Annotated in this window: 35 protein-coding genes and 1 pseudogene; 34 read left to right on the top strand and 2 right to left on the bottom strand. The window is 60.2% G+C overall.

Going from position 1 to position 23491, the window contains the following annotated elements:
* From tuf to U8L64_RS01295, 30 genes and pseudogenes are all read left to right on the top strand, one after another.
* A pseudogene (gene tuf / locus U8L64_RS01440) lies at window positions 1-286 on the top strand (elongation factor Tu); the annotation flags it as partial.
* Window positions 287-436: 150 nt separating this feature from the next.
* On the top strand, window positions 437-748 hold the full coding sequence (gene rpsJ, locus U8L64_RS01435; RefSeq protein ID WP_003186070.1) for a 30S ribosomal protein S10: 312 nt from the start codon (window positions 437-439) through the stop codon (window positions 746-748).
* Window positions 749-830: 82 nt separating this feature from the next.
* Window positions 831-1466 carry a 50S ribosomal protein L3 gene (gene rplC / locus U8L64_RS01430; RefSeq protein ID WP_008570604.1) on the top strand — a complete coding sequence of 212 codons (636 nt, stop codon included), beginning with the start codon at window positions 831-833 and terminating at the stop codon, window positions 1464-1466.
* Window positions 1467-1478: 12 nt separating this feature from the next.
* On the top strand, window positions 1479-2081 hold the full coding sequence (rplD, locus tag U8L64_RS01425; protein ID WP_003289213.1) for a 50S ribosomal protein L4: 603 nt from the start codon (window positions 1479-1481) through the stop codon (window positions 2079-2081).
* Window positions 2078-2377, top strand: a complete 300-nt coding sequence (rplW, locus tag U8L64_RS01420) for a 50S ribosomal protein L23 (protein ID WP_003289212.1) — start codon at window positions 2078-2080, stop codon at window positions 2375-2377. The genes rplD and rplW overlap by 4 nt, the downstream gene beginning before the upstream one ends.
* A 14-nt stretch (window positions 2378-2391) precedes the next feature.
* Window positions 2392-3213 carry a 50S ribosomal protein L2 gene (gene rplB, locus U8L64_RS01415; RefSeq protein WP_003289211.1) on the top strand — a complete coding sequence of 274 codons (822 nt, stop codon included), beginning with the start codon at window positions 2392-2394 and terminating at the stop codon, window positions 3211-3213.
* Window positions 3214-3229: 16 nt separating this feature from the next.
* Window positions 3230-3505, top strand: coding sequence for a 30S ribosomal protein S19 (gene rpsS / locus U8L64_RS01410; protein ID WP_003243896.1), 276 nt, complete (start codon window positions 3230-3232; stop codon window positions 3503-3505).
* 11 nt (window positions 3506-3516) lie between these two features.
* Window positions 3517-3849, top strand: coding sequence for a 50S ribosomal protein L22 (gene rplV / locus U8L64_RS01405; protein WP_003103908.1), 333 nt, complete (start codon window positions 3517-3519; stop codon window positions 3847-3849).
* A gap of 13 nt (window positions 3850-3862) precedes the next feature.
* Window positions 3863-4549 (top strand): 30S ribosomal protein S3, encoded by a 687-nt coding sequence (gene rpsC / locus U8L64_RS01400; RefSeq protein ID WP_003289210.1) that lies wholly within the window; start codon window positions 3863-3865, stop codon window positions 4547-4549.
* A 12-nt stretch (window positions 4550-4561) separates the two neighbouring features.
* Window positions 4562-4975, top strand: a complete 414-nt coding sequence (gene rplP / locus U8L64_RS01395; RefSeq protein WP_003281836.1) for a 50S ribosomal protein L16 — start codon at window positions 4562-4564, stop codon at window positions 4973-4975.
* Window positions 4975-5166 (top strand): 50S ribosomal protein L29, encoded by a 192-nt coding sequence (gene rpmC / locus U8L64_RS01390; protein WP_003289209.1) that lies wholly within the window; start codon window positions 4975-4977, stop codon window positions 5164-5166. The genes rplP and rpmC overlap by 1 nt, the downstream gene beginning before the upstream one ends.
* 2 nt (window positions 5167-5168) lie before the next feature.
* Window positions 5169-5435, top strand: a complete 267-nt coding sequence (gene rpsQ / locus U8L64_RS01385) for a 30S ribosomal protein S17 (RefSeq protein ID WP_008570602.1) — start codon at window positions 5169-5171, stop codon at window positions 5433-5435.
* Window positions 5436-5458: 23 nt separating this feature from the next.
* A complete protein-coding gene (rplN, locus tag U8L64_RS01380; RefSeq protein WP_003289207.1) occupies window positions 5459-5827 on the top strand; it encodes a 50S ribosomal protein L14 in 369 nt (122 codons plus the stop codon).
* Window positions 5828-5838: 11 nt separating this feature from the next.
* The gene (rplX, locus tag U8L64_RS01375) at window positions 5839-6153 is read left to right on the top strand and encodes a 50S ribosomal protein L24 (protein ID WP_003289206.1); all 315 of its coding nucleotides are present in this window, start codon (window positions 5839-5841) and stop codon (window positions 6151-6153) included.
* Between the two features lie 19 nt (window positions 6154-6172).
* Entirely contained in the window at window positions 6173-6712 is a 540-nt protein-coding gene (gene rplE / locus U8L64_RS01370; RefSeq protein WP_003289205.1) for a 50S ribosomal protein L5, read from the top strand.
* A 12-nt stretch (window positions 6713-6724) separates the two neighbouring features.
* Window positions 6725-7030 (top strand): 30S ribosomal protein S14, encoded by a 306-nt coding sequence (gene rpsN, locus U8L64_RS01365; protein ID WP_043298100.1) that lies wholly within the window; start codon window positions 6725-6727, stop codon window positions 7028-7030.
* Window positions 7031-7214: 184 nt separating this feature from the next.
* Complete coding sequence (rpsH, locus tag U8L64_RS01360) at window positions 7215-7607, top strand: 30S ribosomal protein S8 (RefSeq protein WP_003289202.1); 393 nt, start codon at window positions 7215-7217, stop codon at window positions 7605-7607.
* A gap of 13 nt (window positions 7608-7620) precedes the next feature.
* A complete protein-coding gene (gene rplF / locus U8L64_RS01355) occupies window positions 7621-8154 on the top strand; it encodes a 50S ribosomal protein L6 (protein WP_003289201.1) in 534 nt (177 codons plus the stop codon).
* A 10-nt stretch (window positions 8155-8164) separates the two neighbouring features.
* Window positions 8165-8515, top strand: coding sequence for a 50S ribosomal protein L18 (gene rplR, locus U8L64_RS01350; protein WP_003289198.1), 351 nt, complete (start codon window positions 8165-8167; stop codon window positions 8513-8515).
* Window positions 8516-8518: 3 nt separating this feature from the next.
* A complete protein-coding gene (gene rpsE / locus U8L64_RS01345) occupies window positions 8519-9019 on the top strand; it encodes a 30S ribosomal protein S5 (protein WP_003289196.1) in 501 nt (166 codons plus the stop codon).
* Window positions 9020-9021: 2 nt separating this feature from the next.
* Window positions 9022-9204, top strand: a complete 183-nt coding sequence (rpmD, locus tag U8L64_RS01340; RefSeq protein ID WP_003289195.1) for a 50S ribosomal protein L30 — start codon at window positions 9022-9024, stop codon at window positions 9202-9204.
* Between the two features lie 3 nt (window positions 9205-9207).
* Complete coding sequence (gene rplO / locus U8L64_RS01335; protein ID WP_008570598.1) at window positions 9208-9642, top strand: 50S ribosomal protein L15; 435 nt, start codon at window positions 9208-9210, stop codon at window positions 9640-9642.
* Window positions 9643-10971 (top strand): preprotein translocase subunit SecY, encoded by a 1329-nt coding sequence (gene secY, locus U8L64_RS01330; RefSeq protein WP_077682532.1) that lies wholly within the window; start codon window positions 9643-9645, stop codon window positions 10969-10971. It abuts the gene before it with no gap.
* A 29-nt stretch (window positions 10972-11000) separates the two neighbouring features.
* Window positions 11001-11117, top strand: coding sequence for a 50S ribosomal protein L36 (gene rpmJ, locus U8L64_RS01325; protein WP_008570596.1), 117 nt, complete (start codon window positions 11001-11003; stop codon window positions 11115-11117).
* A 130-nt stretch (window positions 11118-11247) separates the two neighbouring features.
* On the top strand, window positions 11248-11604 hold the full coding sequence (gene rpsM, locus U8L64_RS01320; protein ID WP_003289190.1) for a 30S ribosomal protein S13: 357 nt from the start codon (window positions 11248-11250) through the stop codon (window positions 11602-11604).
* A gap of 18 nt (window positions 11605-11622) precedes the next feature.
* Window positions 11623-12012: a 30S ribosomal protein S11 gene (gene rpsK, locus U8L64_RS01315; protein ID WP_003281811.1), complete on the top strand. Its 390-nt coding sequence runs from the start codon at window positions 11623-11625 to the stop codon at window positions 12010-12012.
* A 17-nt stretch (window positions 12013-12029) separates the two neighbouring features.
* On the top strand, window positions 12030-12650 hold the full coding sequence (rpsD, locus tag U8L64_RS01310; RefSeq protein ID WP_003289188.1) for a 30S ribosomal protein S4: 621 nt from the start codon (window positions 12030-12032) through the stop codon (window positions 12648-12650).
* Window positions 12651-12672: 22 nt separating this feature from the next.
* Window positions 12673-13674: a DNA-directed RNA polymerase subunit alpha gene (locus U8L64_RS01305; RefSeq protein ID WP_003289187.1), complete on the top strand. Its 1002-nt coding sequence runs from the start codon at window positions 12673-12675 to the stop codon at window positions 13672-13674.
* A gap of 45 nt (window positions 13675-13719) precedes the next feature.
* Window positions 13720-14106, top strand: coding sequence for a 50S ribosomal protein L17 (gene rplQ / locus U8L64_RS01300; RefSeq protein WP_003289185.1), 387 nt, complete (start codon window positions 13720-13722; stop codon window positions 14104-14106).
* A gap of 182 nt (window positions 14107-14288) precedes the next feature.
* Window positions 14289-15749: a catalase gene (locus U8L64_RS01295; RefSeq protein ID WP_234303247.1), complete on the top strand. Its 1461-nt coding sequence runs from the start codon at window positions 14289-14291 to the stop codon at window positions 15747-15749.
* 61 nt (window positions 15750-15810) lie between these two features.
* On the opposite strand, the gene uvrA is transcribed toward U8L64_RS01295, so the two are convergent.
* Complete coding sequence (uvrA, locus tag U8L64_RS01290) at window positions 15811-18654, bottom strand: excinuclease ABC subunit UvrA (RefSeq protein WP_054093415.1); 2844 nt, start codon at window positions 18652-18654, stop codon at window positions 15811-15813.
* Between the two features lie 130 nt (window positions 18655-18784).
* Between uvrA and U8L64_RS01285 the strand changes: the two genes are divergently transcribed.
* The 4 genes from U8L64_RS01285 to U8L64_RS01270 all read left to right on the top strand — a co-directional run bounded on the left by U8L64_RS01285 (window position 18785) and on the right by U8L64_RS01270 (window position 22642).
* Entirely contained in the window at window positions 18785-20152 is a 1368-nt protein-coding gene (locus U8L64_RS01285) for an MFS transporter (RefSeq protein ID WP_043298095.1), read from the top strand.
* Between the two features lie 175 nt (window positions 20153-20327).
* Window positions 20328-20825: a single-stranded DNA-binding protein gene (locus tag U8L64_RS01280; protein WP_043298094.1), complete on the top strand. Its 498-nt coding sequence runs from the start codon at window positions 20328-20330 to the stop codon at window positions 20823-20825.
* Window positions 20826-20835: 10 nt separating this feature from the next.
* Window positions 20836-21720, top strand: a complete 885-nt coding sequence (locus tag U8L64_RS01275) for a sugar nucleotide-binding protein (protein WP_043298093.1) — start codon at window positions 20836-20838, stop codon at window positions 21718-21720.
* Complete coding sequence (locus tag U8L64_RS01270; protein ID WP_077682535.1) at window positions 21713-22642, top strand: NAD-dependent epimerase/dehydratase family protein; 930 nt, start codon at window positions 21713-21715, stop codon at window positions 22640-22642. Before U8L64_RS01275 ends, U8L64_RS01270 begins: the two co-directional genes overlap by 8 nt.
* A 69-nt stretch (window positions 22643-22711) precedes the next feature.
* On the opposite strand, the gene U8L64_RS01265 is transcribed toward U8L64_RS01270, so the two are convergent.
* Complete coding sequence (locus U8L64_RS01265; protein WP_138300989.1) at window positions 22712-23383, bottom strand: OmpW/AlkL family protein; 672 nt, start codon at window positions 23381-23383, stop codon at window positions 22712-22714.
* Window positions 23384-23491: the final 108 nt, after the last annotated feature.

The following is a 23491-nucleotide window of genomic DNA, read 5'->3' as shown; positions in this document are numbered from 1 at the left end:
GCCGCACACCAAGTTCGAAGCCGAAGTGTACGTGCTGTCCAAGGAAGAAGGTGGTCGTCATACTCCGTTCTTCAAGGGCTACCGTCCGCAGTTCTACTTCCGTACCACCGACGTGACCGGTTCGTGCGAGCTGCCGGAAGGCGTTGAGATGGTAATGCCGGGCGACAACGTGAAGATGGTTGTCACCCTGATCAAGCCGATCGCCATGGAAGACGGCCTGCGCTTCGCGATTCGCGAAGGTGGTCGTACCGTTGGTGCTGGCGTGGTTGCCAAGATCGTCGAGTAATATGTGACGATGATGAAAAAGGCCCCTTCGGGGGCCTTTTTCTATTATTGATCATTTATTGACACCCTATGGGCGCATCCGTACAATTGCGCCTCCTTTTACCGGGGGTATTGCGCCTGGTAGGGTGGCTACTTGGAGTCTGAGGTCAAAATGCAAAACCAACAAATCCGTATTCGGTTGAAGGCTTTTGACCATCGCCTGATCGATCAATCAACCCAGGAAATCGTGGAAACCGCGAAACGTACTGGTGCTCAGGTGCGTGGTCCGATTCCGCTGCCAACCCGCAAAGAGCGGTTCACTGTGCTGGTTTCTCCGCACGTCAACAAAGACGCGCGCGATCAGTATGAAATTCGAACCCACAAGCGCGTGCTGGACATTGTTCAGCCGACCGACAAGACCGTCGATGCGCTGATGAAGCTCGATCTTGCGGCTGGTGTGGAAGTGCAGATCAGCCTCGGCTAAAACCTGAGAGTTTTAGTCGTGTAACGCTCTGAAATGGGCGGCCATAGCGGGTGAAAGCCCCGTACACTCAAGAGGTTTCAAAATGACTATTGGTGTAGTCGGTCGTAAATGCGGCATGACCCGCGTTTTCACCGAGGATGGTGTCTCTATTCCGGTTACGGTCATCGAGATCGAGCCGAATCGCGTCACTCAGTTCAAGAATGAAGAGAGCGATGGCTATCGTGCAGTGCAGGTCACTGTCGGTGAGCGTCGCGCGTCCCGCGTCACCAAGGCTCAGGCCGGTCACTTCGCGAAGGCGAGCGTGGCGGCTGGGCGCACTGTCCTGGAATTTCGTCTCGAAGACGGCGAATACCAGGCGGGTGACGAGATCAAGGCGGAAATTTTCCAGGCAGGTCAACTGGTGGATGTCACCGGTCAGTCCAAGGGTAAAGGCTTTGCCGGTACCATCAAGCGCTGGAACTTCCGTGGTCAGGACAATACCCACGGTAACTCCGTATCCCACCGCGTCCCGGGCTCTATTGGTCAGTGCCAGACTCCAGGTCGTGTATTCAAGGGCAAGAAGATGTCCGGGCACATGGGCGCCGAGCGCGTAACCGTGCAGTCCCTGGAAATCGTGCGTGTCGACGCCGAGCGTAATCTGCTGTTGGTCAAGGGTGCAGTGCCCGGCGCCACCGGCGGTGACGTGGTTGTGCGTCCGGCTGCCAAGGCTCGCGGTTAAGGGGGAGTTCACATGCAATTGAATGTAAATGGCGCACAGGCCATCGAAGTCTCCGATCGCACCTTTGGTGGTGAGTTCAACGAGACGCTGGTGCACCAGGCGGTCGTCGCCTACATGGCTGGCGGTCGTCAGGGTAGCAAGCAGCAAAAGACCCGCTCCGACGTGTCCGGTGGTGGCAAGCGTCCGTGGCGCCAGAAGGGCACCGGTCGCGCGCGCGCCGGTACCACTCGTGGTCCGATCTGGCGTGGCGGTGGCGTGACCTTCGCTGCTCGTCCGCAAAACCACGATCAGAAGCTGAACAAGAAGATGTACCGCGCAGCTCTGCGCTCCATTCTTGCTGAGCTCGTTCGTTCCGACCGTCTGGTCGTTGTCGAGGATTTCGCCGTCGACGCGCCGAAGACCAAAGTGCTTGCCAGCAAGCTCAATGGCATGGGTCTGAATGATGTGCTGATCGTTTCCGAAGCTGTCGATCAGAACCTGTACCTGGCTGCGCGCAACCTGCCGCACGTTGACGTGCGCGATGTTCAGGGTTCGGATCCGGTCAGCCTGATCGCCTATGACAAGGTGCTGATCACCGTGTCGGCCGTGAAGAAATTCGAGGAGCTGCTGGGATGAACCAGGAACGCGTATTCAAAGTCCTGCTTGGTCCGCACGTCTCCGAGAAGGCAACCGTGCTGGCTGACAGCAAGAGCCAATTCGTTTTCAAGGTTGCTACCGATGCAACCAAGCTGGAAATCAAGAAGGCCGTCGAAAGCCTGTTCAACGTGAAGGTTGCGACTGTCAACACCCTGAATGTACAGGGCAAGACCAAGCGTACCGCTCGCGGTCTGGGCAAGCGCAACGACTGGAAGAAGGCGTACATCGCACTTCAGCCGGGCCAGGATCTCGATTTCTCCGGCAGTGCTGAGTAAGGAAGGGGTGCATCATGGCAATCGTTAAATGCAAACCGACTTCCGCGGGCCGCCGCTTTGTGGTCAAGGTGGTGGGTCAGGAGCTGCACAAAGGCGCTCCTTATGCTCCGCTGCTCGAGAAGAAGTCGAAGTCCGGTGGTCGTAACAACAACGGTCGCATCACCACTCGCCACATTGGCGGTGGTCACAAGCAGCATTACCGTCTGGTCGATTTTCGTCGCAACAAGGATGGCATTCCTGCCATCGTCGAGCGCGTCGAATACGATCCGAACCGTACCGCGCATATCGCGCTGCTGAAGTATGCCGACGGCGAGCGTCGCTACATCATTGCGCCGAAGGGTGTAAGTGCTGGCGATCAACTGCTCTCGGGTGTGAACGCGCCGATCAAGGCTGGCAACAGCCTGCCGCTGCGCAACATTCCGCTGGGTTCCACCGTTCACGGTGTTGAGCTGAAGCCGGGCAAGGGTGCCCAGATTGCGCGTTCGGCTGGTGCTTCGGCTCAGCTGGTGGCGCGTGAAGGTGCCTATGTGACCCTGCGTCTGCGCTCCGGCGAGATGCGCAAGGTGCTGGCCGAGTGCCGTGCCACTCTGGGTGAGGTCTCGAACTCCGAGCACAGCCTGCGTTCGCTGGGCAAGGCTGGAGCCAAGCGCTGGAAGGGCATTCGTCCGACCGTGCGCGGCGTGGCCATGAACCCGGTCGATCATCCGCATGGTGGTGGTGAAGGTCGTACCTCCGGTGGTCGTCATCCGGTGTCGCCGTGGGGCTTCCCGACCAAGGGCGCGAAGACCCGCTCTAACAAGCGCACCGATAACATGATCGTCCGTCGTCGCAAGTAACTAGAGGGATACGACAGTGCCGCGTTCTCTGAAAAAAGGTCCTTTTATCGATCTTCACCTACTGAAGAAGGTCGAAGCGGCGGTGGAGAAGAACGATCGCAAGCCGGTGAAAACCTGGTCGCGTCGCTCGATGATCCTGCCGCAAATGGTCGGTTTGACCATCGCTGTGCATAACGGTCGCCAGCATGTTCCGGTCCTCGTGAACGAAGACATGGTCGGCCACAAACTGGGCGAATTTGCCGGCACCCGTACCTATCGTGGTCACGTGGCCGACAAGAAAGGCAAACGTTAAGGGGTTTGGAAATGGAAGTAGCCGCTAAGTTGTCGGGCGCTCGCATCTCCGCCCAGAAAGCTCGCCTGGTCGCCGACCAGATCCGCGGGAAGAAGGTGGGCGAAGCGCTCAACCTGCTGGCTTTCAGCAGCAAGAAAGCCGCCGAGATCATGAAGAAAGTGCTGGAGTCGGCCGTTGCCAACGCCGAGCACAACGAAGGCGCTGACGTGGACGACCTGAAGGTCTCTACAGTCTTCGTCAACGAAGGGCGTTCGCTTAAGCGCATCATGCCGCGTGCCAAAGGCCGCGCTGATCGCATCGTCAAGCGGTCTTGCCATATCACTGTCAAGGTTGCGGACAAGTAACGGAGTCGATCAGATGGGTCAGAAAGTACATCCCACTGGCATTCGCCTGGGAATCGTCAAGGAGCACACCTCCGTCTGGTACGCAGACGGCCGTACGTATGCAGACTATCTGCTTGCAGATCTGAACGTGCGCGAGTACCTCCAAGACAAACTAAAAAGCGCGTCCGTGAGCCGTATCGATATTCATCGTCCGGCACAAACCGCACGCATCACCATCCACACCGCTCGTCCCGGCATCGTGATCGGCAAGAAGGGTGAGGATGTTGAGAAGCTGCGTCAGGACCTGACCAAGCAAATGGGTGTGCCGGTGCATATCAATATCGAAGAGATCCGCAAGCCGGAGCTCGACGCAATGCTGGTTGCACAGAGCGTAGCTCAGCAGCTGGAGCGTCGCGTGATGTTCCGTCGCGCCATGAAGCGCGCCGTACAGAACGCCATGCGCATTGGTGCCAAGGGCATCAAGATCCAGGTCAGTGGTCGTCTGGGTGGGGCTGAAATCGCCCGTACCGAGTGGTATCGCGAAGGTCGTGTGCCGCTGCACACCCTGCGTGCCGATATCGATTACAACACTTACGAAGCGCACACCACCTACGGTGTGATCGGCGTCAAGGTATGGATCTTCAAGGGCGAGGTCATCGGTGGCCGCCATGAAGAGCTCAAGCCGCAAGCGCCCGCGCCTCGTAAAAAAGCTGCTAAGTAAGGGGTACGCCAAATGTTGCAACCCAAGCGTACAAAATTCCGCAAGCAGATGACCGGCCACAACCGTGGTCTGGCTCAGCGCGGTAGCAAGGTCAGCTTCGGCGAGTTCGCGCTGAAGTCTGTTTCCCGTGGTCGTCTGACCGCGCGCCAGATCGAAGCGGCGCGTCGCGCGCTGACTCGTCACGTGAAGCGTGGCGGCAAGATCTGGATCCGCGTGTTCCCCGACAAGCCAGTTACCAAGAAGCCCCTCGAAGTTCGTATGGGTAAAGGTAAGGGTAGCGTCGAGTACTGGGTAGCCCAGATTCAGCCGGGCAAGGTGCTTTACGAGATCGAGGGTGTTTCCGAAGAGCTGGCGCGTGAGGCTTTCGCCCTGGCTGCTGCAAAGCTGCCTCTCGCCACCTCCTTTGTTAAGCGGACGGTGATGTGATGAAAGCGAATGAACTTCGTGAAAAATCCGCTCAGCAGCTGAACGAGCAACTGCTCGAGCTGCTGCGCGACCAGTTCAATCTGCGCATGCAGAAGGCAACTGGCCAGTTGGGGCAGTCTCACCTGCTCTCGCAAGTCAAGCGCGATATCGCTCGCGTCAAGACTGTGCTCAACCAGCAGGCAGGTAAGTGATCATGGCTGAAGTTGAAAAGACTGTCCGCACGCTGACTGGCCGCGTCGTCAGCGACAAGATGGACAAAACCATCACCGTTCTGATCGAGCGTCGCGTCAAGCACCCGATCTACGGCAAATACGTTAAGCGTTCGACCAAGCTGCACGCTCACGACGAAACTAACCAGTGTCGTATCGGCGACAAGGTCACCATCCGCGAGACTCGTCCGCTGGCCAAGACCAAGACCTGGACATTGGTTGACGTCGTTGAACGCGCCGTCGAAGTCTAAGGGCTAAGGGTCGGAGAAATTATATGATTCAGACTCAATCGATGCTCGATGTGGCGGATAACAGTGGCGCGCGTCGCGTCATGTGTATCAAGGTGCTCGGCGGTTCTCACCGCCGTTACGCCGGCATCGGCGACATTATCAAGGTCACCGTCAAGGAAGCGATTCCGCGTGGCAAGGTCAAGAAAGGCCAGGTGATGACTGCTGTTGTAGTCCGCACCCGTCACGGCGTTCGTCGTCCCGACGGTTCCATTATCCGTTTCGATGGCAATGCTGCTGTTCTGCTGAACAACAAGCAGGAGCCGATCGGCACGCGCATCTTTGGGCCAGTGACCCGTGAACTCCGTTCCGAGAAGTTCATGAAGATCGTCTCGCTTGCCCCAGAAGTGCTGTAAGGAGTAGCCGCATGCAAAAGATTCGTCGCGACGACGAGATCGTCGTCATTGCCGGCAAAGACAAGGGCAAGCGCGGTAAGGTGCTCAAGGTTCTCGCTGACGGCCGTGTGCTCGTTGGTGGGGTCAACCTGGTCAAGCGTCATACCAAGCCAAACCCGATGTCCGGCGTTCAGGGCGGTATCGTCGAGAAAGAGGCGCCTCTGCACGTCTCCAACGTCGCCATCTTCAATGGTGAAACCAACAAGGCAGACCGCGTTGGCTTCAAGATCGAAGACGGCAAAAAAATTCGTGTCTTCAAGTCCACCCAAAAGCCGGTTGGCGCTTGAGAATCATAGGTAAAACACCATGGCACGACTGAAAGAGATTTACCGGAAAGAAATCGCGCCGAAGCTGAAGGAAGAACTTCAGCTGGCGAACGTGATGGAAGTTCCGCGCATTACCAAAATCACCCTCAACATGGGTATTGGCGAAGCGATCGGTGACAAGAAGATCATCGACAACGCGGTTGCCGATCTGGAGAAGATCACCGGCCAGAAGGTCGTCGTGACTCACGCTCGCAAGTCCATTGCTGGTTTCAAGGTCCGTGAGGGCTGGCCGATCGGCGTCAAGGTGACTCTGCGTCGCGAGCGCATGTACGAATTCCTGGATCGTCTGCTTTCCATCTCCCTGCCGCGCGTGCGTGACTTCCGCGGCCTGAATGCCAAGTCCTTCGACGGCCGCGGCAACTACAGCATGGGCGTGAAGGAACAGATCATCTTCCCGGAAATCGATTACGACAAGATCGATGCTCTGCGTGGCCTGGACATCACCCTGACCACCACTGCCCGGACGGACGATGAAGGTCGCGCACTGCTGCGTGCCTTCAACTTCCCGTTCCGCAACTGATTGGAGTAGGACATGGCTAAACAAAGCATGAAGAACCGCGAGCTGAAGCGTCAGCAGACGGTTGCTAAGTATGCGCAGAAGCGTGCGGCGCTGAAGGCTATCATCGTCAGCCCGAACTCCACTCCGGAGCAGCGTTGGGAAGCCCAGGTCGCCCTGCAGAAGCAGCCGCGTGATGCTAGCGCCTCGCGCCTGCGCAACCGTTGCCGTCTGACCGGTCGTCCGCATGGCGTCTACCGTAAGTTTGGTTTGGCGCGCAACATGCTGCGTCAGGCTGCAATGCGGGGTGATGTGCCGGGTCTGGTCAAGGCCAGCTGGTAAAGAAGCACTCAGGACCTTCGGGTCCTGTTTGTTTTCTGATCAAGCCCCGATTGGGGCTTGATTCGTTTCTGGCAACTCTCTAGAATGCCCGGCTCGCCTGAGCCTCGCATTTTTTGTAGGGCTTCGACCGTTGGCGACACGAGCCGTTGAAGGCTTATTTTTTTGTATTAGGAGCTAAGAGCCCATGAGTATGCAGGACCCGTTAGCGGACATGCTAACTCGTATCCGTAATGCCCAGATGGCCGAAAAGTCCGTCGTAAGCATGCCGTCTTCCACGCTGAAGGTGGCTGTAGCCAATGTTCTTCAGGGCGAAGGCTATATCGCGGGATACCAGGTCAGCAGCGACGCCAAGCCGCAGCTGTCCATCGAGCTGAAGTACTTCGAAGGCCGTCCGGTCATCGAGGAACTCAAGCGCGTAAGTCGTCCTGGCCTGCGCCAGTACAAGTCCGTCGATCAGTTGCCGAAAGTGCGCGGCGGTCTGGGTGTGTCGATCGTCTCCACCAACAAGGGTGTGATGACTGATCGTGCTGCTCGCGCTGCCGGTGTTGGCGGCGAAGTGCTTTGCACTGTGTTCTAAGGGGGGGATAAGCATGTCTCGCGTTGCTAAGAACCCCGTCAAGCTGCCCGCTGGCGTCGAGGTAAAGATGGCCGGTCAGCAGCTTTCGGTGAAGGGCGCTAAGGGCGCTCTCGATCTGAATGTGCACCCGTCCGTGGAAGTAATCCAGGAGGCTGGTGAGTTGCGTTTTGCTGCACGCAATGGCGATCAGCAGAATCGCGCCATGGCCGGTACCACTCGTGCGCTGGTCAACAACATGGTTATCGGCGTCAGCCAAGGCTTCGAGCGCAAGCTCCAGCTGGTCGGCGTTGGTTACAAGGCGCAAGCCAAAGGCCAAGTGCTGTCCCTGGCTCTCGGCTTCTCGCACCCGGTGGAGTATGAGCTGCCGCAAGGCGTCACCGCTGAAACCCCCAGCCAGACCGACATCCTGATCAAGGGCGTTGACAAGCAGCTGGTCGGTCAGGTGGCCGCTGAAATCCGTGATTTCCGTCGTCCTGAGCCTTACAAAGGCAAGGGCGTGCGTTATTCGGATGAAGTGGTCCGTCGCAAAGAAGCTAAGAAGAAGTAGGGCATAGCAAATGAGCGTAAAGAAAGAAACTCGTCTGCGTCGCGCTCGCAAGGCACGCCTGAAGATGCGCGAGCTGGAGGTCGTACGCCTTTGTGTGTACCGCTCTTCCCAGCACATCTACGCCCAGGTCCTTTCGGCCGACGGCGGCAAGGTCTTGGCCAGCGCCTCGACTCTGGACAAAGAACTGCGCGATGGGGCCACCGGCAACGTCGACGCTGCCAAGAAAGTCGGTCAGCTGGTCGCTGAGCGCGCGAAAGCCGCAGGCGTCACTCAGGTGGCGTTCGACCGTTCTGGCTTCAAGTACCACGGTCGTGTGAAGGCACTGGCTGATGCTGCTCGTGAAGGCGGGCTGGAGTTCTAAGTTATGGCAAATAACGAGCAAAAGCGCGACGAAGGCTACATCGAGAAGCTGGTTCAAGTTAACCGCGTCGCAAAAACCGTAAAGGGCGGCCGCATCTTTACCTTCACCGCGCTGACTGTGGTGGGTGACGGCAAGGGTCGTGTAGGCTTCGGTCGTGGCAAGTCCCGTGAAGTGCCGGCAGCCATCCAGAAGGCCATGGAAGCGGCTCGCCGCAACATGATCCAGGTGGATCTGAACGGCACCACGCTGCAGTACCCGACTAAGGCCGCCCACGGCGCTTCCAAGGTTTACATGCAGCCTGCGTCCGAAGGTACCGGTGTGATCGCCGGTGGTGCCATGCGCGCCATCCTGGAAGTCGCTGGCGTGCAAAACGTTCTGGCTAAGTGCTACGGCTCGACCAACCCAGTGAACGTGGTGCATGCCACCTTCAAGGGGCTGAAGGCCATGCAGTCGCCGGAATCGGTTGCTGCCAAGCGGGGCAAGAGCGTCGAGGAGATTCTCTAACCATGGCTAACGCTACTGTCAAAGTCACGCTGGTAAAAAGCGTGAATGGCCGTCTGGCTAATCACAAGGCTTGCGTCAAGGGTCTCGGCCTTCGTCGTATCGGTCACACCGTCGAAGTTCAGGATACTCCTGAGAATCGCGGCATGATCAACAAGGCCTATTACCTTCTCCGTGTGGAGGGTTGATTCATGCAACTGAACGATCTGCGTTCCGCGCCGGGTGCCCGTCGCGAGAAGCTTCGCCCGGGCCGTGGTATCGGCAGCGGTCTCGGCAAGACCGGTGGTCGTGGCCACAAGGGTCAGACTTCCCGCTCCGGCGGTACGATTGCTCCGGGCTTCGAGGGTGGCCAGCAGCCGCTGCATCGTCGCCTGCCGAAGTTCGGCTTCGTTTCCCTGAAGGCCATGGACCGCGCTGAAGTGCGTACGTCCGAGCTGGCCAAGGTGGAAGGGGATGTCGTCTCCGTACAGAGCCTTAAGGATGCCAACATCATCAACCAGAACGTACAGCGGGTGAAAGTCATGCTGTCCGGTGAGGTTGGTCGCGCGGTCACTCTCAAGGGCATCGCAGCCACCAAGGGTGCGCGTGCGGCTATCGAAGCAGCTGGCGGCAAGTTCGAGGAATAAATGGCTAAGCAAGGTGCTCTCTCCGCGCTGAGTAATGGTGGGCTGTCCGAACTCTGGGCTCGTCTGCGCTTTCTGTTCATGGCGATCGTCGTCTACCGGATTGGCGCACACATCCCGGTGCCTGGGATCAATCCCGACCGGCTGGCCGAGCTGTTTCGTCAGAACGAGGGGACCATCCTTAGTCTGTTCAACATGTTTTCCGGCGGCGCGCTGGAGCGTATGAGCATCTTTGCGCTGGGGATCATGCCGTACATTTCGGCGTCGATCATCATGCAGCTCATGACCGCGGTCAGTCCGCAGCTGGAGCAGTTGAAGAAAGAGGGCGAGGCCGGGCGCCGCAAGATCAGCCAGTACACGCGTTACGGTACGCTGGTGTTGGCTGTCGTGCAGGCTGTCGGCATGTCGGTGGGGTTGGCTGGCCAGGGCGTTGCGTTCAGCAGCGACTTCGGCTTTTACTTCGTGGCCGTTACCACCTTCGTGGCAGGTGCGATGTTCATGATGTGGCTTGGCGAGCAGATCACCGAGCGGGGTATTGGTAATGGGATCTCCATGCTGATCTTCGCCGGTATCGTCGCCGGGCTACCTGGTGCTCTCGGTCAATCCTTTGAGTCGGCGCGTCAGGGTGACATCAATATCATCGCGTTGCTGGCTGTCGGCTTGCTGGCTGTTGCAATCATCGGTTTCGTGGTGTTCATCGAGCGTGGTCAGCGGCGTATTGCCGTTCATTACGCCAAGCGTCAGCAGGGCCGCAAGGTGTTTGCTGCGCAGACTAGTCACCTGCCGTTGAAGGTAAACATGGCGGGGGTCATCCCGGCTATCTTTGCCAGCAGCATTCTGCTGTTCCCCGCTTCGCTGGGGCAGTGGTTCGGCCAGTCCGAGAGCATGAGCTGGCTGGCGGATTTGTCCCAGGCTATCGCTCCCGGTCAACCTCTGAATATCCTGCTGTTCAGTGCCGGTATCATCTTTTTCTGCTTCTTCTACACGGCCTTGATGTTCAATCCCAAGGACGTTGCCGAGAATCTGAAGAAGTCCGGTGCGTTTATCCCGGGGATTCGGCCTGGTGAGCAGTCGGCGCGCTATATCGATGGTGTGCTGACTCGTCTGACCATGTTCGGCGCTCTGTACATGACGGCGGTCTGCTTGCTTCCGCAGTTTCTTGTGGTTGCGGCAAATGTTCCGTTCTACCTTGGTGGGACTTCGTTGCTGATCGTGGTGGTGGTTGTCATGGACTTCATGTCCCAGGTGCAGTCCCACCTCATGTCGCACCAGTACGATTCCCTGATGAAGAAAGCCAACCTGAAGAGCTACGGAAGCGGCATGCTTCGCTGAAGTGGTTCGTAAGGTTCGAGGAGTTGGTGATGAAAGTTCGTGCATCGGTGAAAAGGCTGTGCCGCAACTGCAAGATTATCCGTCGCGACGGTGTCGTGCGCGTGATCTGCAGCGCGGAGCCGCGTCACAAGCAGCGCCAAGGCTGATTGTGTAGAAGCGTGATAACCCGGCAGCTAGTGCGCTGCCGGGTTGAATATTTGTTTTTACAGCGTTAATATCTCGCGCCCTTTTCTTGGCTTCCGGGGCGTAGGTAGCTGTCAATTGGAGTTTCACTGAATGGCCCGTATTGCAGGCGTCAACATTCCGGATAACAAGCACACTGTTATCTCGCTGACCTACATCTACGGTGTTGGTCGCACCCGTGCACAGGAAATCTGTGCCGCTACCGGCGTGAATCCGGCAGCAAAGATCAAGGATCTCTCCGACGAGCAGGTCGAACTGCTGCGCGGCGAAGTCGGCAAGTTCATCGTTGAGGGCGACCTGCGTCGCGAAGTCAACATGAAAATCAAGCGCTTGATGGACCTGGGTTGCTACCGCGGCCTGCGTCATCGTCGTGGTCTGCCGGTTCGCGGTCAGCGTACCAAGACCAACGCGCGTACCCGTAAGGGCCCGCGTAAGCCGATCCGCAAGTAATCGCGTAGGAATTTAGTCATGGCAAAACCTGCTGCTCGTCCTCGTAAGAAAGTCAAAAAGACAGTGGTTGATGGCATCGCCCACATCCACGCGTCTTTTAACAACACCATCGTGACCATCACCGACCGCCAGGGCAACGCTTTGTCTTGGGCTACTTCGGGTGGTTCCGGTTTCCGCGGCTCACGCAAGAGCACTCCGTTCGCTGCCCAGATCGCTGCCGAGCGTGCTGGTCAGGCTGCCCTGGAGTACGGTCTGAAGAACCTCGACGTCAACGTCAAGGGCCCAGGTCCGGGTCGCGAGTCCGCCGTGCGTGCTTTGAACGCATGTGGCTATAAAATCGCCAGCATCACCGACGTGACGCCGATCCCGCACAACGGGTGCCGTCCGCCGAAGAAGCGCCGCGTGTAATCAGGAGACAGTGAAGAATGGCTCGTTATATTGGTCCCAAGTGCAAACTGTCTCGTCGTGAAGGCACCGATCTCTTCCTGAAGAGTGGTGCGCGCGCGCTCGAATCCAAGTGCAACATCGAAACTCCGCCTGGCGTTCATGGTCAGCGTCGTGGTCGTCTTTCCGACTACGGTACTCAGCTGCGCGAGAAGCAGAAGGTTCGTCGTATCTACGGTGTGCTGGAGCGTCAGTTCAGCGGTTACTACAAGGAAGCAGCCAGCCGTAAGGGCGCTACCGGCGAGAATCTGCTGCAGCTGCTCGAGTGCCGCCTGGACAACGTCGTGTATCGCATGGGCTTCGGCTCTACTCGTGCCGAATCGCGTCAACTGGTTTCGCACAAGTCGATCAGCGTCAATGGTCAGACCGTGAACATTCCGTCCTATCAAGTGAAGGCCGGTGATGTAGTTGCCGTTCGCGAGAAGTGCCGTAACCAGCTGCGTATCGCCCAAGCCCTCGAACTGTGCGCTCAGCGCGGTCGCGTTGAATGGGTCGAGGTAGATGCCGACAAGAAATCCGGTATTTTCAAGAGTGTTCCGGCTCGCAGCGATCTGTCCGCCGACATCAACGAAAACCTGATTGTCGAGCTCTACTCCAAGTAAGGGCTAGAAAATAGGTGTATCCATGCAGAGTTCGGTAAATGAGTTCCTGACCCCCCGCCACATCGATGTGCAGGTGGTCAGTCCGACCCGTGCCAAGATTACGCTCGAGCCGCTCGAGCGTGGTTTTGGCCACACCCTGGGCAACGCGCTGCGTCGTATCCTGTTGTCCTCTATGCCCGGCTGCGCTGTGGTCGAGGCAGAGATCGACGGTGTGCTCCACGAGTACAGCGCCATCGAGGGCGTGCAGGAAGATGTCATCGAAATCCTGCTCAACCTCAAAGGTATCGCCATCAAGCTGCACGGCCGTGATGAAGTGACCTTGAGCCTGGTGAAGAAGGGCGCGGGCGCTGTGACCGCTGCCGATATCCAGCTGGATCACGATGTCGAAATCGTCAATGGCGATCACCTGATCGCCAATCTGGCGGCCAACGGCTCGATCAACATGAAGCTCAAGGTCGCTCGCGGCCGTGGTTACGAGCCGGCTGATGCGCGTCAGAGCGATGAAGACGAAAGCCGTAGCATCGGTCGTCTGCAGCTCGACGCCACCTTCAGCCCGGTACGTCGCGTGGCTTATGTGGTCGAGAACGCGCGCGTCGAGCAGCGCACCAACCTGGACAAGCTGGTCATTGACCTGGAAACCAACGGTACGCTGGATCCCGAAGAGGCGATCCGTCGTGCAGCGACCATCCTGCAGCAGCAGCTGGCTGCGTTCGTCGACCTGAAGGGCGACAGCGAGCCAGTGGTTGTCGAGCAGGAAGACGAGATCGATCCGATCCTGTTGCGTCCGGTTGATGACCTGGAACTGACTGTACGTTCGGCCAACTGCCTGAAGGCGGAGAACATCTACTACATCGGTGACCTGATTCAGCGCACCGAAGTAGAGCTGTTGAAAACGCCGAATCTGGGCAAGAAGTCCCTGACCGAGATCAAGGACGTTCTGGCTTCGCGTGGTTTGTCCCTCGGTATGCGCCTGGACAACTGGCCGCCGGCAAGTCTCAAGAAGGACGATAAGGCCACTGCCTGATCGTCCCCAGTAACCGAACTGAACGTTTGGTAAGGAATTTCAATCATGCGTCATCGTAAAAGTGGCCGTCACCTGAGCCGCACCAGCGCCCACCGCAAGGCCATGTTCCAGAACATGGCGGTGTCGCTGTTCGAGCACGAACTGATCAAGACCACCCTGCCGAAAGCCAAGGAACTGCGTCGCGTTGCTGAGCCGCTGATCACCCTGGCCAAGGAAGACAGCGTCGCCAACCGTCGCCTTGCTTTCGACCGCACTCGTTCGAAGGCTGCCGTAGGCAAGCTGTTCAACGATCTGGGCAAGCGCTACGCCACCCGTCAGGGCGGCTATCTGCGTATTCTCAAGTGCGGTTTCCGCGCTGGCGACAACGCCCCGATGGCTTACGTCGAACTGGTTGACCGTCCGGTTGCCGGTGAGGTTGAAGCCGCCGAGTAACGCTTCGGCGTTTCAGAAAACCGAGTCCTTGGACTCGGTTTTTTTATGCCTGAAAGATTTGCGCTATCGAGCGCGTTGACCTTCATCATTAGTCGAGGTTTCGCTGGCTCCCTATGATGGATTTCAACCAGCCGGTGCCATACCGCCTCTGGACGTTTGAAATCCGCCAAGGAGATGCAGCCATGACCGATAAACCCAAATTGACGACCGTTGCCGGTGCCCCGGTGTGGGATAACCAGAATTCGCTTACCGCCGGGCGCCGTGGGCCAATGCTCCTGCAGGACGTCTGGTTCCTGGAGAAGCTCGCTCACTTCGATCGCGAAGTGATTCCCGAGCGGCGAATGCACGCCAAGGGCTCGGGTGCCTTCGGCGAGTTCGTGGTCACGCATGACATCACCCGCTACACCAAGGCAGCCCTCTTCTCGGAGATCGGCAAACGCACGCCGCTGTTCGCCCGGTTCTCCACCGTGGCCGGCGAGCGGGGCGCCGCTGATGCCGAGCGGGACATCCGTGGTTACGCGCTGAAGTTCTACACGGAGCAGGGCAACTGGGACATGGTCGGCAACAACACCCCGGTGTTTTTCTTCCGTGATCCGCTGAAATTCCCCGACCTCAACCATGCGGTCAAGCGTGACCCGCGGACCAATATGCGCAGTGCGAACAATAACTGGGACTTCTGGACGGGTCTGCCCGAGGCGCTGCATCAGATCACCTACGTCATGGGTGACCGCGGTATTCCGGCGTCCTACCGGCACATGCACGGCTTCGGTTCGCACACCTACAGTTTCATCAGCGCCGACAATCAGCGCTACTGGGTAAAGTTCCACTTCAAGACCCAGCAGGGTATCAAGAATCTGACCGACGCCGAGGCTGCTGCGATCGTCGCCAATGATCGCGAAAGCTCGCAGCGTGATTTGTTCGAAGCGATCGAGCGAGGCGAATACCCACGCTGGACCATGTACGTGCAGATCATGCCGGAAGCCGAGGCGGCGTCTTATCGGTTCCATCCGTTCGACCTGACTAAGGTCTGGTCGAAGAAGGACTATCCGTTGATCGAGGTGGGCTACTACGAGCTCAACCGCAATCCGGACAACTATTTCCAGGACGTCGAGCAGGCAGCATTCACGCCGGCCAACGTGGTGCCCGGCATCGGTTTCTCGCCGGATCGCATGCTGCAGGGCCGCCTGTTCTCCTACGGTGATGCGCAGCGTTACCGACTGGGCGTCAACCATCACCAGATCCCGGTCAATGCGCCGCGCTGCGCGGTGCATAGCTATCATCGCGATGGCGCGATGCGAGTGGATGGCAACCACGGTGGCCGGCTGCATTACGAGCCCAACACCTATGGCGAATGGCAGCAGCAACCGGACTTCAGCGAGCCGCCACTTATGCTCGACGGTGCTGCCGATCGCTACGACTACCGGGCGGACGACGCCGATTACTTTACGCAGCCGGGCGATCTGTTCCGGCTGATGAAGGCCGACGAGCAGCAGCGCCTGTTCGAGAACACCGCTCGGGCGATGCAGGGCGTGGAGCGGCACATCAAGCTGCGCCACATCAAGCATTGCTACCTGGCCGATCCGGCTTATGGTGCGGGTATCGCCAAGGCGGTCGACCTGCCGCTGGCGGAGGCGCTGGCCTGAGACGATGGTGAACAAAAAAAGCCCGCAGCGTGCTGCGGGCTTTTTTATGCGCGGAGCGGCGTTATCGGGTGCGTGCCCGATCGCGCTCCAGCAGCGGTTTGAGGAAGTGTCCGGTATGCGACTGCGCCGTCGCCGCGACATCCTCCGGTGTGCCGCTGGCGATGATCTGCCCCCCCTTAGAACCGCCTTCGGGGCCGAGGTCGACCAGCCAGTCCGCAGTCTTGATCACGTCCAGGTTGTGCTCGATGACGACCACGGTATTGCCATGATCGCGCAGACGGTGCAGCACATCGAGCAGTTGCTGGATGTCGGCGAAATGCAGGCCGGTAGTTGGCTCGTCGAGAATGTAGAGGGTCTTGCCGGTATCGCGCTTGGACAGCTCGCGTGACAGCTTGACCCGCTGTGCCTCGCCGCCGGACAGCGTGGTCGCGCTCTGGCCCAGCTTGATGTACGACAGGCCGACATCGATCAGCGTCTGCAGCTTGCGCGCGACCGCCGGCACCGGGTCGAAGAATTCCCGCGCCTCCTCGATGGTCATGTCGAGCACCTCGGTGATGCTCTTGCCCTTGTACTTCACCTCCAGGGTTTCGCGGTTGTAGCGTTTGCCCTTGCAGACGTCGCAGGGCACGTAGATGTCCGGCAGAAAGTGCATCTCCACCTTGATCACGCCGTCGCCCTGGCAGGCTTCGCAGCGCCCGCCCTTGACGTTAAAGGAGAAGCGCCCCGGACCGTAACCGCGCGAGCGCGCTTCCGGCACGCCGGCGAACAGCTCGCGGATCGGTGTGAACAATCCGGTGTAGGTCGCCGGGTTGGAGCGCGGGGTGCGGCCGATCGGGCTCTGGTCGATGTCGACTACCTTGTCCAGATGCTGCAGGCCGTCAAACGAGTCATGCGGTGCGACCTCCAGTGTCGTCGCCCCGTTGAGCGCGGTGGCAGTAATCGGAAACAGCGTGTTGTTGATCAGCGTCGACTTGCCTGAGCCGGATACCCCGGTGATGCAGGTGAGCAGGCCCACCGGGATCTCCAGATCGACGTTGCGCAGGTTGTTGCCGCGCGCGCCCTTGAGCTTGAGCAGTTTCTTCGGATCGCGCGGGGTGCGCTGCGGCGGGTACTCGATCTGCACTCTGCCGGATAGGTATTTGCCGGTCAGCGAATCGGGATGCGCCATGACCTCGTCCGGTGTGCCTTCGGCGACGATGCGCCCGCCATGCACGCCAGCGCCGGGGCCGATGTCCACCACATAGTCGGCGAGGCGGATGGCATCCTCGTCGTGCTCCACTACGATCACTGTGTTGCCGATGTCGCGCAGGTGGCGCAGGGTGCCGAGCAGGCGTTCGTTGTCGCGCTGGTGCAGGCCGATCGACGGCTCGTCCAGGATGTACATCACCCCGACCAAGCCTGCGCCGATCTGGCTGGCCAGGCGGATGCGCTGGGCCTCGCCGCCGGACAGGGTGTCGGCGCTGCGGTCCAGGGTCAGGTAGTCGAGGCCGACGTTGACCAGGAACTGCAGGCGCTCGCGAATCTCCTTGAGGATCTTGTCGGCGATCTCGCCGCGCCGGCCGGGCAGCGAAAGGACGCCGAAGTAGTCGGCGGCGTCGCCGATCGGCAGCGCGGTGACTGCCGGCAGGGTCTTGTCGCCGACCCACACATGGCGGGCCTCGCGACGCAGGCGGGTGCCCAGGCACTCGGGGCAGTGCTGGGTGCTCAGGTACTTGGCCAGCTCCTCGCGCACGGAGTTGGATTCGGTCTCGCGGTAGCGCCGCTCAAGGTTGGGGACGATGCCTTCGAACGGGTGCGAGCGCGTGACGATGTCGCCGCGATCATTGAGGTAGCGGAATTCGACGTTCTGCCTGCCGCTGCCGTACAGAATCACCTTCTGCTGGTCGGCCGGCAGGGCGGCGAAGGGCTCGTCGAGGCTGAAACCGTAATGGGCGGCCAGCGAACTGAGCATCTGGAAGTAGTAAACGTTGCGGCGGTCCCAGCCGCGGATGGCGCCTTCGGCCAGGGTTAGCTCGCCGTTGACCAGCCGCTTGGCATCGAAGAACTGTTTAACACCCAGGCCGTCGCAGGTCGGGCAGGCGCCGGCCGGATTGTTGAAGGAGAACAGCTTGGGCTCGAGTTCGCTGATCGAGTGACCGCAGATCGGGCAGGCGAAGCGCGCGGAAAAGATCAGGTCCTCGGCGCCGTCTTCTTCCATCGAGGCGATCAGCGCGATGCCGTCGGCCAGCTTCAGGGCCGTCTCGAAGGATTCGGCGAGGCGCTGTTGCAGATCGGCGCGTACCTTGAAGCGGTCGACTACCACCTCGATGGTGTGCTTTTTTTGCTTGTCCAGCTTCGGCAACTCATCCAGTTCGTACAGCCGCCCGTTGACCCGAGCGCGCACGAAGCCCTGGGCGCGCAGTTCGTCGAACACTGCCAGGTGCTCGCCCTTGCGCTCGCGGATCACCGGAGCCAGCAGCATCAGCTTGCGCCCTTCGGGCTGTGCCAGCACCTGATCGACCATCTGGCTGACGGTCTGCGCCTCCAGCGGGGTGTCATGATCGGGACACCGCGGCGTACCGACCCGTGCGTACAGCAGGCGCAGGTAGTCGTAGATTTCGGTGATGGTGCCGACAGTCGAGCGCGGGTTGTGCGACGTGGACTTCTGCTCGATGGAGATCGCCGGCGACAGGCCTTCGATAGTGTCGACGTCGGGCTTCTCCATCATCGACAGGAACTGCCGGGCATAGGCCGAGAGCGACTCGACGTAGCGGCGCTGGCCTTCGGCATAGAGCGTATCGAAGGCCAATGAGGATTTGCCGGAGCCGGACAAGCCGGTGATCACGATCAGCTTGTCGCGCGGCAATGTGAGGTCGATGTTCTTCAGGTTGTGGGTGCGGGCCCCACGAATCAGAATCTTGTCCAAAGCAGCCTCGCGTGGCGGGCGGAAACACGGAAGTATAAGGCCGGCCGGATTGCGGCAACAGCGCGCGCCCGTGCCCGGCAAGAAGATGGCTGCTAGAATCGCCGCCCGGTTCATTCAAGCGAGACCCTTCATGCAGGATCCCTACAGCGAGCGCATGAGCGCCAGCGAAACCCGTGCTGCAACCGGACTGTCCCTGGTTTTCGCGTTTCGGATGCTCGGCATGTTCATGGTGCTGCCGGTGCTCGCAACCTACGGCATGGACCTGGAGGGCGCCACGCCGGCGCTGATCGGGCTGGCCATCGGTGCCTATGGTTTGACCCAGGCGGTGCTGCAAATTCCCTTCGGCATGCTGTCCGATCGCTTCGGCCGATTGCCGGTAATCTATGTTGGGCTGGTGCTGTTTGCGGCCGGCGCGGCGCTGGCGGCGACCGCCGACTCCATCGGCGGCGTGATTGCCGGACGCATATTGCAGGGTGCCGGGGCGATCTCCGCCGCGGTGATGGCGCTGCTCTCGGACCTGACCCGCGAGCAGCATCGCACCAAAGCCATGGCGATGATCGGCATGAGCATTGGCCTGTCGTTCGCCGTGGCGATGGTGGTCGGCCCGCTGCTGACGCGGGCCTTCGGGCTTTCCGGGTTGTTCTGGGTCACCGCCGGCATGGCATTGCTCGGTGCGCTGATCATCGCCACCCTGCCGCGTGCGCAGGGGCATCTGCGGCACCGCGAATCCGGTGTGGCTCGCCAGGCGCTCGGCCTGACGCTGCGTCATGCCGAACTGCTGCGCCTGGACTTCGGCATTCTGGTCCTGCACGCGATCCTCATGGCCAGCTTCGTCGCCTTGCCATTGGCGCTGGTGGAGCAGGGCGCGCTGCCCAAGGACGAGCACTGGTGGGTCTACCTCACCGCGTTGCTGGTCGGGTTCGTCGGCATGATTCCGTTCATCATCTATGGCGAGAAGAAGCGGCAGATGCGGCGCGTATTGCTCGGCGCGGTGAGCGCATTGCTGGCCTGCGAGTTGTATTTCTGGTTGTTCGGTAGCGGGCTGTGGCTGCTGGTGATCGGCATGGTGGCGTTCTTCACTGCGTTCAACCTGCTGGAGGCGTCGCTGCCATCGTTGATCAGCAAGGTCGCGCCCGCGGGTGGCAAGGGCACCGCGATGGGGGTCTACTCGACCAGCCAGTTCCTTGGTGCCGGCGTCGGTGGGATCGTCGGTGGCTGGCTGTATCAGCACGGCGGCCTGGCGATGGTGTTCATCGGCTGTGCCGTGCTCTGTGCGCTGTGGTTGTGGGTGGCCTTCGGCATGCGCGAGCCACCTTATGTCACCAGCCTGCGCCTGCCGCTGTCGGCTCGCGCGCTGGCAGATAGTGAACTGTCCGCCCGTCTGCTCGGCGTGCCGGGTGTGACCGATGCCCTGATCGTCGCCGATGAGGCCGCTGCGTACGTCAAGGTGGATACGCAGGCTCTGGATCGGGCGGCGCTCGACCGGTTGCTCGCATAGCCAGCCGACAGCCTGTGCGGCAGCCGTGCTTTTTGCCGGTGCAGCGGCTGGAGCTGCTCGCGCCGGTTGGCCCCCTAGGGGCGGTAAGGTAAGATTCGCGGTCATTGGCCTGCTCCTCGCGGCAGGAGCGTTTACAGCGCGCCCATCAAATCAACGTTCCAGAAAGGAGTTACCCATGGCCAGAGGGGTGAATAAAGTCATCTTGATCGGCAATGTCGGCGGTGATCCGGAAACCCGCTACCTGCCCAACGGCAATGCGGTAACCAACATTACCCTGGCCACCACCGACAGCTGGAAGGACAAGCAGACCGGTCAGTTGCAGGAGCGTACCGAGTGGCATCGCGTCGTGCTGTTCGGCAAGGTCGCCGAGATTGCCGGTGAGTACCTGCGCAAGGGCTCGCAATGCTACATCGAGGGCCGCTTGCAGACCCGCGAGTGGGAGAAGGATGGCGTCAAGCGCTACACCACCGAGGTTGTAGTGGACATGAACGGCAGCATGCAGCTGCTCGGCGGTCGTGGCGGCAGCTCCGATGATGCCCCGCGCCAGCCGCGTCCGCAGCGTGAGCCCCAGCAGCAGGCACCGCGCGCCCAGGCTCAGCCGCAGCAGCCGCGTCCGGCCACGCAACAGCCGGCACCGGACTACGACAGCTTCGACGACGATATCCCGTTCTAGAGATCACTGAATGCGAATGCGCCTGATGCTGTTGGGCGGCGGCAATGCCCTGGGTCAGGCACTCATCCGCCTGGGTGCCGAGGAAGACATCGGCTTCTTCGCACCCTGTCCTCCCGCCCAGGGCTGGGATGCCGCCAGCCTCACCCAGTTGCTCGACGACAACCGTCCGGATGTTGTCATCAACCTGGCCTACTACTTCGATTGGTTCCAGAGCAGTCAGGTCGACGAACAGGTGCTGGTCCGCCAGGGGCGCGCGGTGGAGCGACTGGCCGAGCTCTGCCAGCACCATGACTTTATTCTTCTGCAGCCCTCGAGCTATCGCGTATTCGATGGTGCGCGAACCACTGCCTACAGCGAAAAGGACGAGCTTGCGCCGCTCGATTCACGCAGCCGGGCGCTCAGCGAGTTCGAGCAGAGCGTGCGCGCGCTGTGCCCACGGCACGTGTTGCTGCGTTTTGGCTGGCTGCTCGACGAGAGCGCCGATGGAATCCTCGGGCGTTTTCTGCGTCGGCTGGAGGAGGGCGTATCGATTGAGCTCGCCGATGATCGGCGTGGTAATCCCACGCCAGTGGACGACGCTGCGCGGGTGATGCTGGCGGTCATCAAGCAGCTCGACTGTCAGGCGCCGCTGTGGGGCGTCTATCACTACGGTGGCCACGAAGCCTCGACGCCACTGCTGGTCGGCCAGGCGATTCTCGCCGAGGCGGGAAGATACCGGCCGCTCGAAGGTGAAATCCTGGTGCCAACCGCACATGCTGACTGTTCCGATGCCGAGGACGAGCCTCAGCACGGCGTGCTGGCCTGCAAGAAGATATTCAATACCTTCGGAATCAAGCCGCGCGCGTGGCGTGCTGGCTTGGCACCGCTGCTGGAGCGCTATTACCGTCATGGCTGAACGTCCTGTTCTGATTACCGGCGGGGCCGGTTTCATCGGTTCCAATCTGGTCGACGCCTTGCTTGCGCGCGGTTATGCGGTGCGGGTGCTGGATAATCTGTCGACCGGGAAACGCAGCAATCTGCCGGATGACTCCCGGTTGGAGCTGATTGTCGGCGACGTGGCAGATGCCGCCTGCGTGCGCCAGGCGCTGCAGGGGTGCTGTGCGGTGGTGCATCTGGCAGCAGTGGCGTCGGTCCAGGCGTCGGTAGACGATCCATTGGGCACGCACCAGAGCAACCTGATCGGCACGCTGAATGTCTGCGAGGCGATGCGCGCCGAGGGTGTGCGCAGAGTGCTGTTCGCTTCCAGTGCGGCGGTATACGGCAACAACGGCGAGGGCGAGGCCATTGACGAAGACACGCCGAAGGCGCCGCTGACGCCCTATGCCGCGGATAAGCTGGCCAGCGAGCACTATCTGGACTTCTACCGCCGCCAGCATGGCCTGGAGCCGGTGGTGTTCCGCTTCTTCAACATTTTCGGGCCGCGCCAGGATCCGTCTTCGCCATACTCCGGGGTCATCAGCATTTTCACCGAGCGTGCGCAGAAGGGCTTGCCGATTGTTGTATTCGGCGATGGCGAGCAGACGCGCGACTTCGTCTATGTTGGCGATCTGGTCGAGGTGCTGGTGCAGGCGCTGGAGTCACCCGAGGCAGTGGAAGGTGCGGTGAACGTCGGGCTGAGCCGCGCGACTTCGCTGAACCAACTGCTCGACGCGATTGGTGACGTGCTCGGCGGGCTGCCGACGGTCAACTACCAGGCGCCGCGCGCGGGGGATATCCGCCATTCCCGGGCGAACAATACCCGGCTGCTGCAGCGCTATCGCCTGCCGGAGCCGCCGACGGGGATGCGCGAAGGGCTAGTCCGGTTGCTGGGGCTGTAAGTTCAGGAAAACGAAGAAGGCGCCGATCGGCGCCTTCTTCTTGTCTGCGATACGGCGATGCCGGTTTCGTCAGAACTTGTAGCCGAGGCCGACCATGTAGACGAAGGGGTCTACGTCTACGTCGACTTTGACCTTGCCGAGCGCTGCATGATTAGACGTCGCTTCGGTATCGATATCGATATAGCGAACCTGAGCGTTGAGCATGACGTTTTCGGTCAGCATATAGTCCATGCCGACCTGGGCAGCCAAGCCCCAAGAATCTTTCAGATCCAGGCCATTAAATTGGTTTGCTTCGGCGCTGCTGCTCAGCTTGTCATCGAAGAACCACGTGTAGTTAACGCCGGCACCGACGTAAGGCTGGAACGCCGAAGTCTTGTCCAGTGGGTAGTAGATGACGCTCAAAGTTGGCGGCAGATGCTTGATGCTGCCGAATTTGCCGTCAAGCGCGCCGAGTCCCTTTACACCAACGTCATGGCTAAAGGGAGTCGCGGCTAGCAGTTCGATACCGACCTTATCGGTAAGCATGTAAGCGAAGTTCAGGCCGAGCTGAGTATCGCTGTCAAGCGTGGCCTTCCCGCCCAGGGGGCCGGTTACAGCGGTGGAAATAGCGCTGCTGTCTTCATGCGGATCAACCGTAATCGCACCTGCGCGAACGATGATGTCCCCGGCCTCGAAGGCCTGGGCGAAGGGTGCGGCCAGCGCCAGGGCCAGCGCGGAAGCGGTGAACAGGGTCTTGCGCATAGTGCTTGCTCCATCTTGTGTTAGCTGCGATGGGGCCATGTTATTGAGTAGCTTGCTGTCGAATTTGACTCAGCTCAATGAAACGCGCGGCCCGGCCTGCGACGTATT

This window comes from Pseudomonas sp. FIP_A4, from assembly GCF_036701605.1.
Lineage (GTDB): Bacteria > Pseudomonadota > Gammaproteobacteria > Pseudomonadales > Pseudomonadaceae > Stutzerimonas > Stutzerimonas phenolilytica.
This window is presented reverse-complemented; position numbering and strand designations above follow the sequence as displayed.

Coding starts and splice junctions, on each gene's coding strand:
- rpsJ (WP_003186070.1), top strand. CDS start 437: ATGCAAAACCAACAAATCCGTATTCGGTTGAAGGCTTTTGACCATCGC.
- rplC (WP_008570604.1), top strand. CDS start 831: ATGACTATTGGTGTAGTCGGTCGTAAATGCGGCATGACCCGCGTTTTC.
- rplD (WP_003289213.1), top strand. CDS start 1,479: ATGCAATTGAATGTAAATGGCGCACAGGCCATCGAAGTCTCCGATCGC.
- rplW (WP_003289212.1), top strand. CDS start 2,078: ATGAACCAGGAACGCGTATTCAAAGTCCTGCTTGGTCCGCACGTCTCC.
- rplB (WP_003289211.1), top strand. CDS start 2,392: ATGGCAATCGTTAAATGCAAACCGACTTCCGCGGGCCGCCGCTTTGTG.
- rplV (WP_003103908.1), top strand. CDS start 3,517: ATGGAAGTAGCCGCTAAGTTGTCGGGCGCTCGCATCTCCGCCCAGAAA.
- rpsC (WP_003289210.1), top strand. CDS start 3,863: ATGGGTCAGAAAGTACATCCCACTGGCATTCGCCTGGGAATCGTCAAG.
- rplP (WP_003281836.1), top strand. CDS start 4,562: ATGTTGCAACCCAAGCGTACAAAATTCCGCAAGCAGATGACCGGCCAC.
- rpmC (WP_003289209.1), top strand. CDS start 4,975: ATGAAAGCGAATGAACTTCGTGAAAAATCCGCTCAGCAGCTGAACGAG.
- rpsQ (WP_008570602.1), top strand. CDS start 5,169: ATGGCTGAAGTTGAAAAGACTGTCCGCACGCTGACTGGCCGCGTCGTC.
- rplN (WP_003289207.1), top strand. CDS start 5,459: ATGATTCAGACTCAATCGATGCTCGATGTGGCGGATAACAGTGGCGCG.
- rplX (WP_003289206.1), top strand. CDS start 5,839: ATGCAAAAGATTCGTCGCGACGACGAGATCGTCGTCATTGCCGGCAAA.
- rplE (WP_003289205.1), top strand. CDS start 6,173: ATGGCACGACTGAAAGAGATTTACCGGAAAGAAATCGCGCCGAAGCTG.
- rpsN (WP_043298100.1), top strand. CDS start 6,725: ATGGCTAAACAAAGCATGAAGAACCGCGAGCTGAAGCGTCAGCAGACG.
- rpsH (WP_003289202.1), top strand. CDS start 7,215: ATGAGTATGCAGGACCCGTTAGCGGACATGCTAACTCGTATCCGTAAT.
- rplF (WP_003289201.1), top strand. CDS start 7,621: ATGTCTCGCGTTGCTAAGAACCCCGTCAAGCTGCCCGCTGGCGTCGAG.
- rplR (WP_003289198.1), top strand. CDS start 8,165: ATGAGCGTAAAGAAAGAAACTCGTCTGCGTCGCGCTCGCAAGGCACGC.
- rpsE (WP_003289196.1), top strand. CDS start 8,519: ATGGCAAATAACGAGCAAAAGCGCGACGAAGGCTACATCGAGAAGCTG.
- rpmD (WP_003289195.1), top strand. CDS start 9,022: ATGGCTAACGCTACTGTCAAAGTCACGCTGGTAAAAAGCGTGAATGGC.
- rplO (WP_008570598.1), top strand. CDS start 9,208: ATGCAACTGAACGATCTGCGTTCCGCGCCGGGTGCCCGTCGCGAGAAG.
- secY (WP_077682532.1), top strand. CDS start 9,643: ATGGCTAAGCAAGGTGCTCTCTCCGCGCTGAGTAATGGTGGGCTGTCC.
- rpmJ (WP_008570596.1), top strand. CDS start 11,001: ATGAAAGTTCGTGCATCGGTGAAAAGGCTGTGCCGCAACTGCAAGATT.
- rpsM (WP_003289190.1), top strand. CDS start 11,248: ATGGCCCGTATTGCAGGCGTCAACATTCCGGATAACAAGCACACTGTT.
- rpsK (WP_003281811.1), top strand. CDS start 11,623: ATGGCAAAACCTGCTGCTCGTCCTCGTAAGAAAGTCAAAAAGACAGTG.
- rpsD (WP_003289188.1), top strand. CDS start 12,030: ATGGCTCGTTATATTGGTCCCAAGTGCAAACTGTCTCGTCGTGAAGGC.
- U8L64_RS01305 (WP_003289187.1), top strand. CDS start 12,673: ATGCAGAGTTCGGTAAATGAGTTCCTGACCCCCCGCCACATCGATGTG.
- rplQ (WP_003289185.1), top strand. CDS start 13,720: ATGCGTCATCGTAAAAGTGGCCGTCACCTGAGCCGCACCAGCGCCCAC.
- U8L64_RS01295 (WP_234303247.1), top strand. CDS start 14,289: ATGACCGATAAACCCAAATTGACGACCGTTGCCGGTGCCCCGGTGTGG.
- U8L64_RS01285 (WP_043298095.1), top strand. CDS start 18,785: ATGCAGGATCCCTACAGCGAGCGCATGAGCGCCAGCGAAACCCGTGCT.
- U8L64_RS01280 (WP_043298094.1), top strand. CDS start 20,328: ATGGCCAGAGGGGTGAATAAAGTCATCTTGATCGGCAATGTCGGCGGT.
- U8L64_RS01275 (WP_043298093.1), top strand. CDS start 20,836: ATGCGAATGCGCCTGATGCTGTTGGGCGGCGGCAATGCCCTGGGTCAG.
- U8L64_RS01270 (WP_077682535.1), top strand. CDS start 21,713: ATGGCTGAACGTCCTGTTCTGATTACCGGCGGGGCCGGTTTCATCGGT.
- U8L64_RS01265 (WP_138300989.1), bottom strand. CDS start 23,383: ATGCGCAAGACCCTGTTCACCGCTTCCGCGCTGGCCCTGGCGCTGGCC.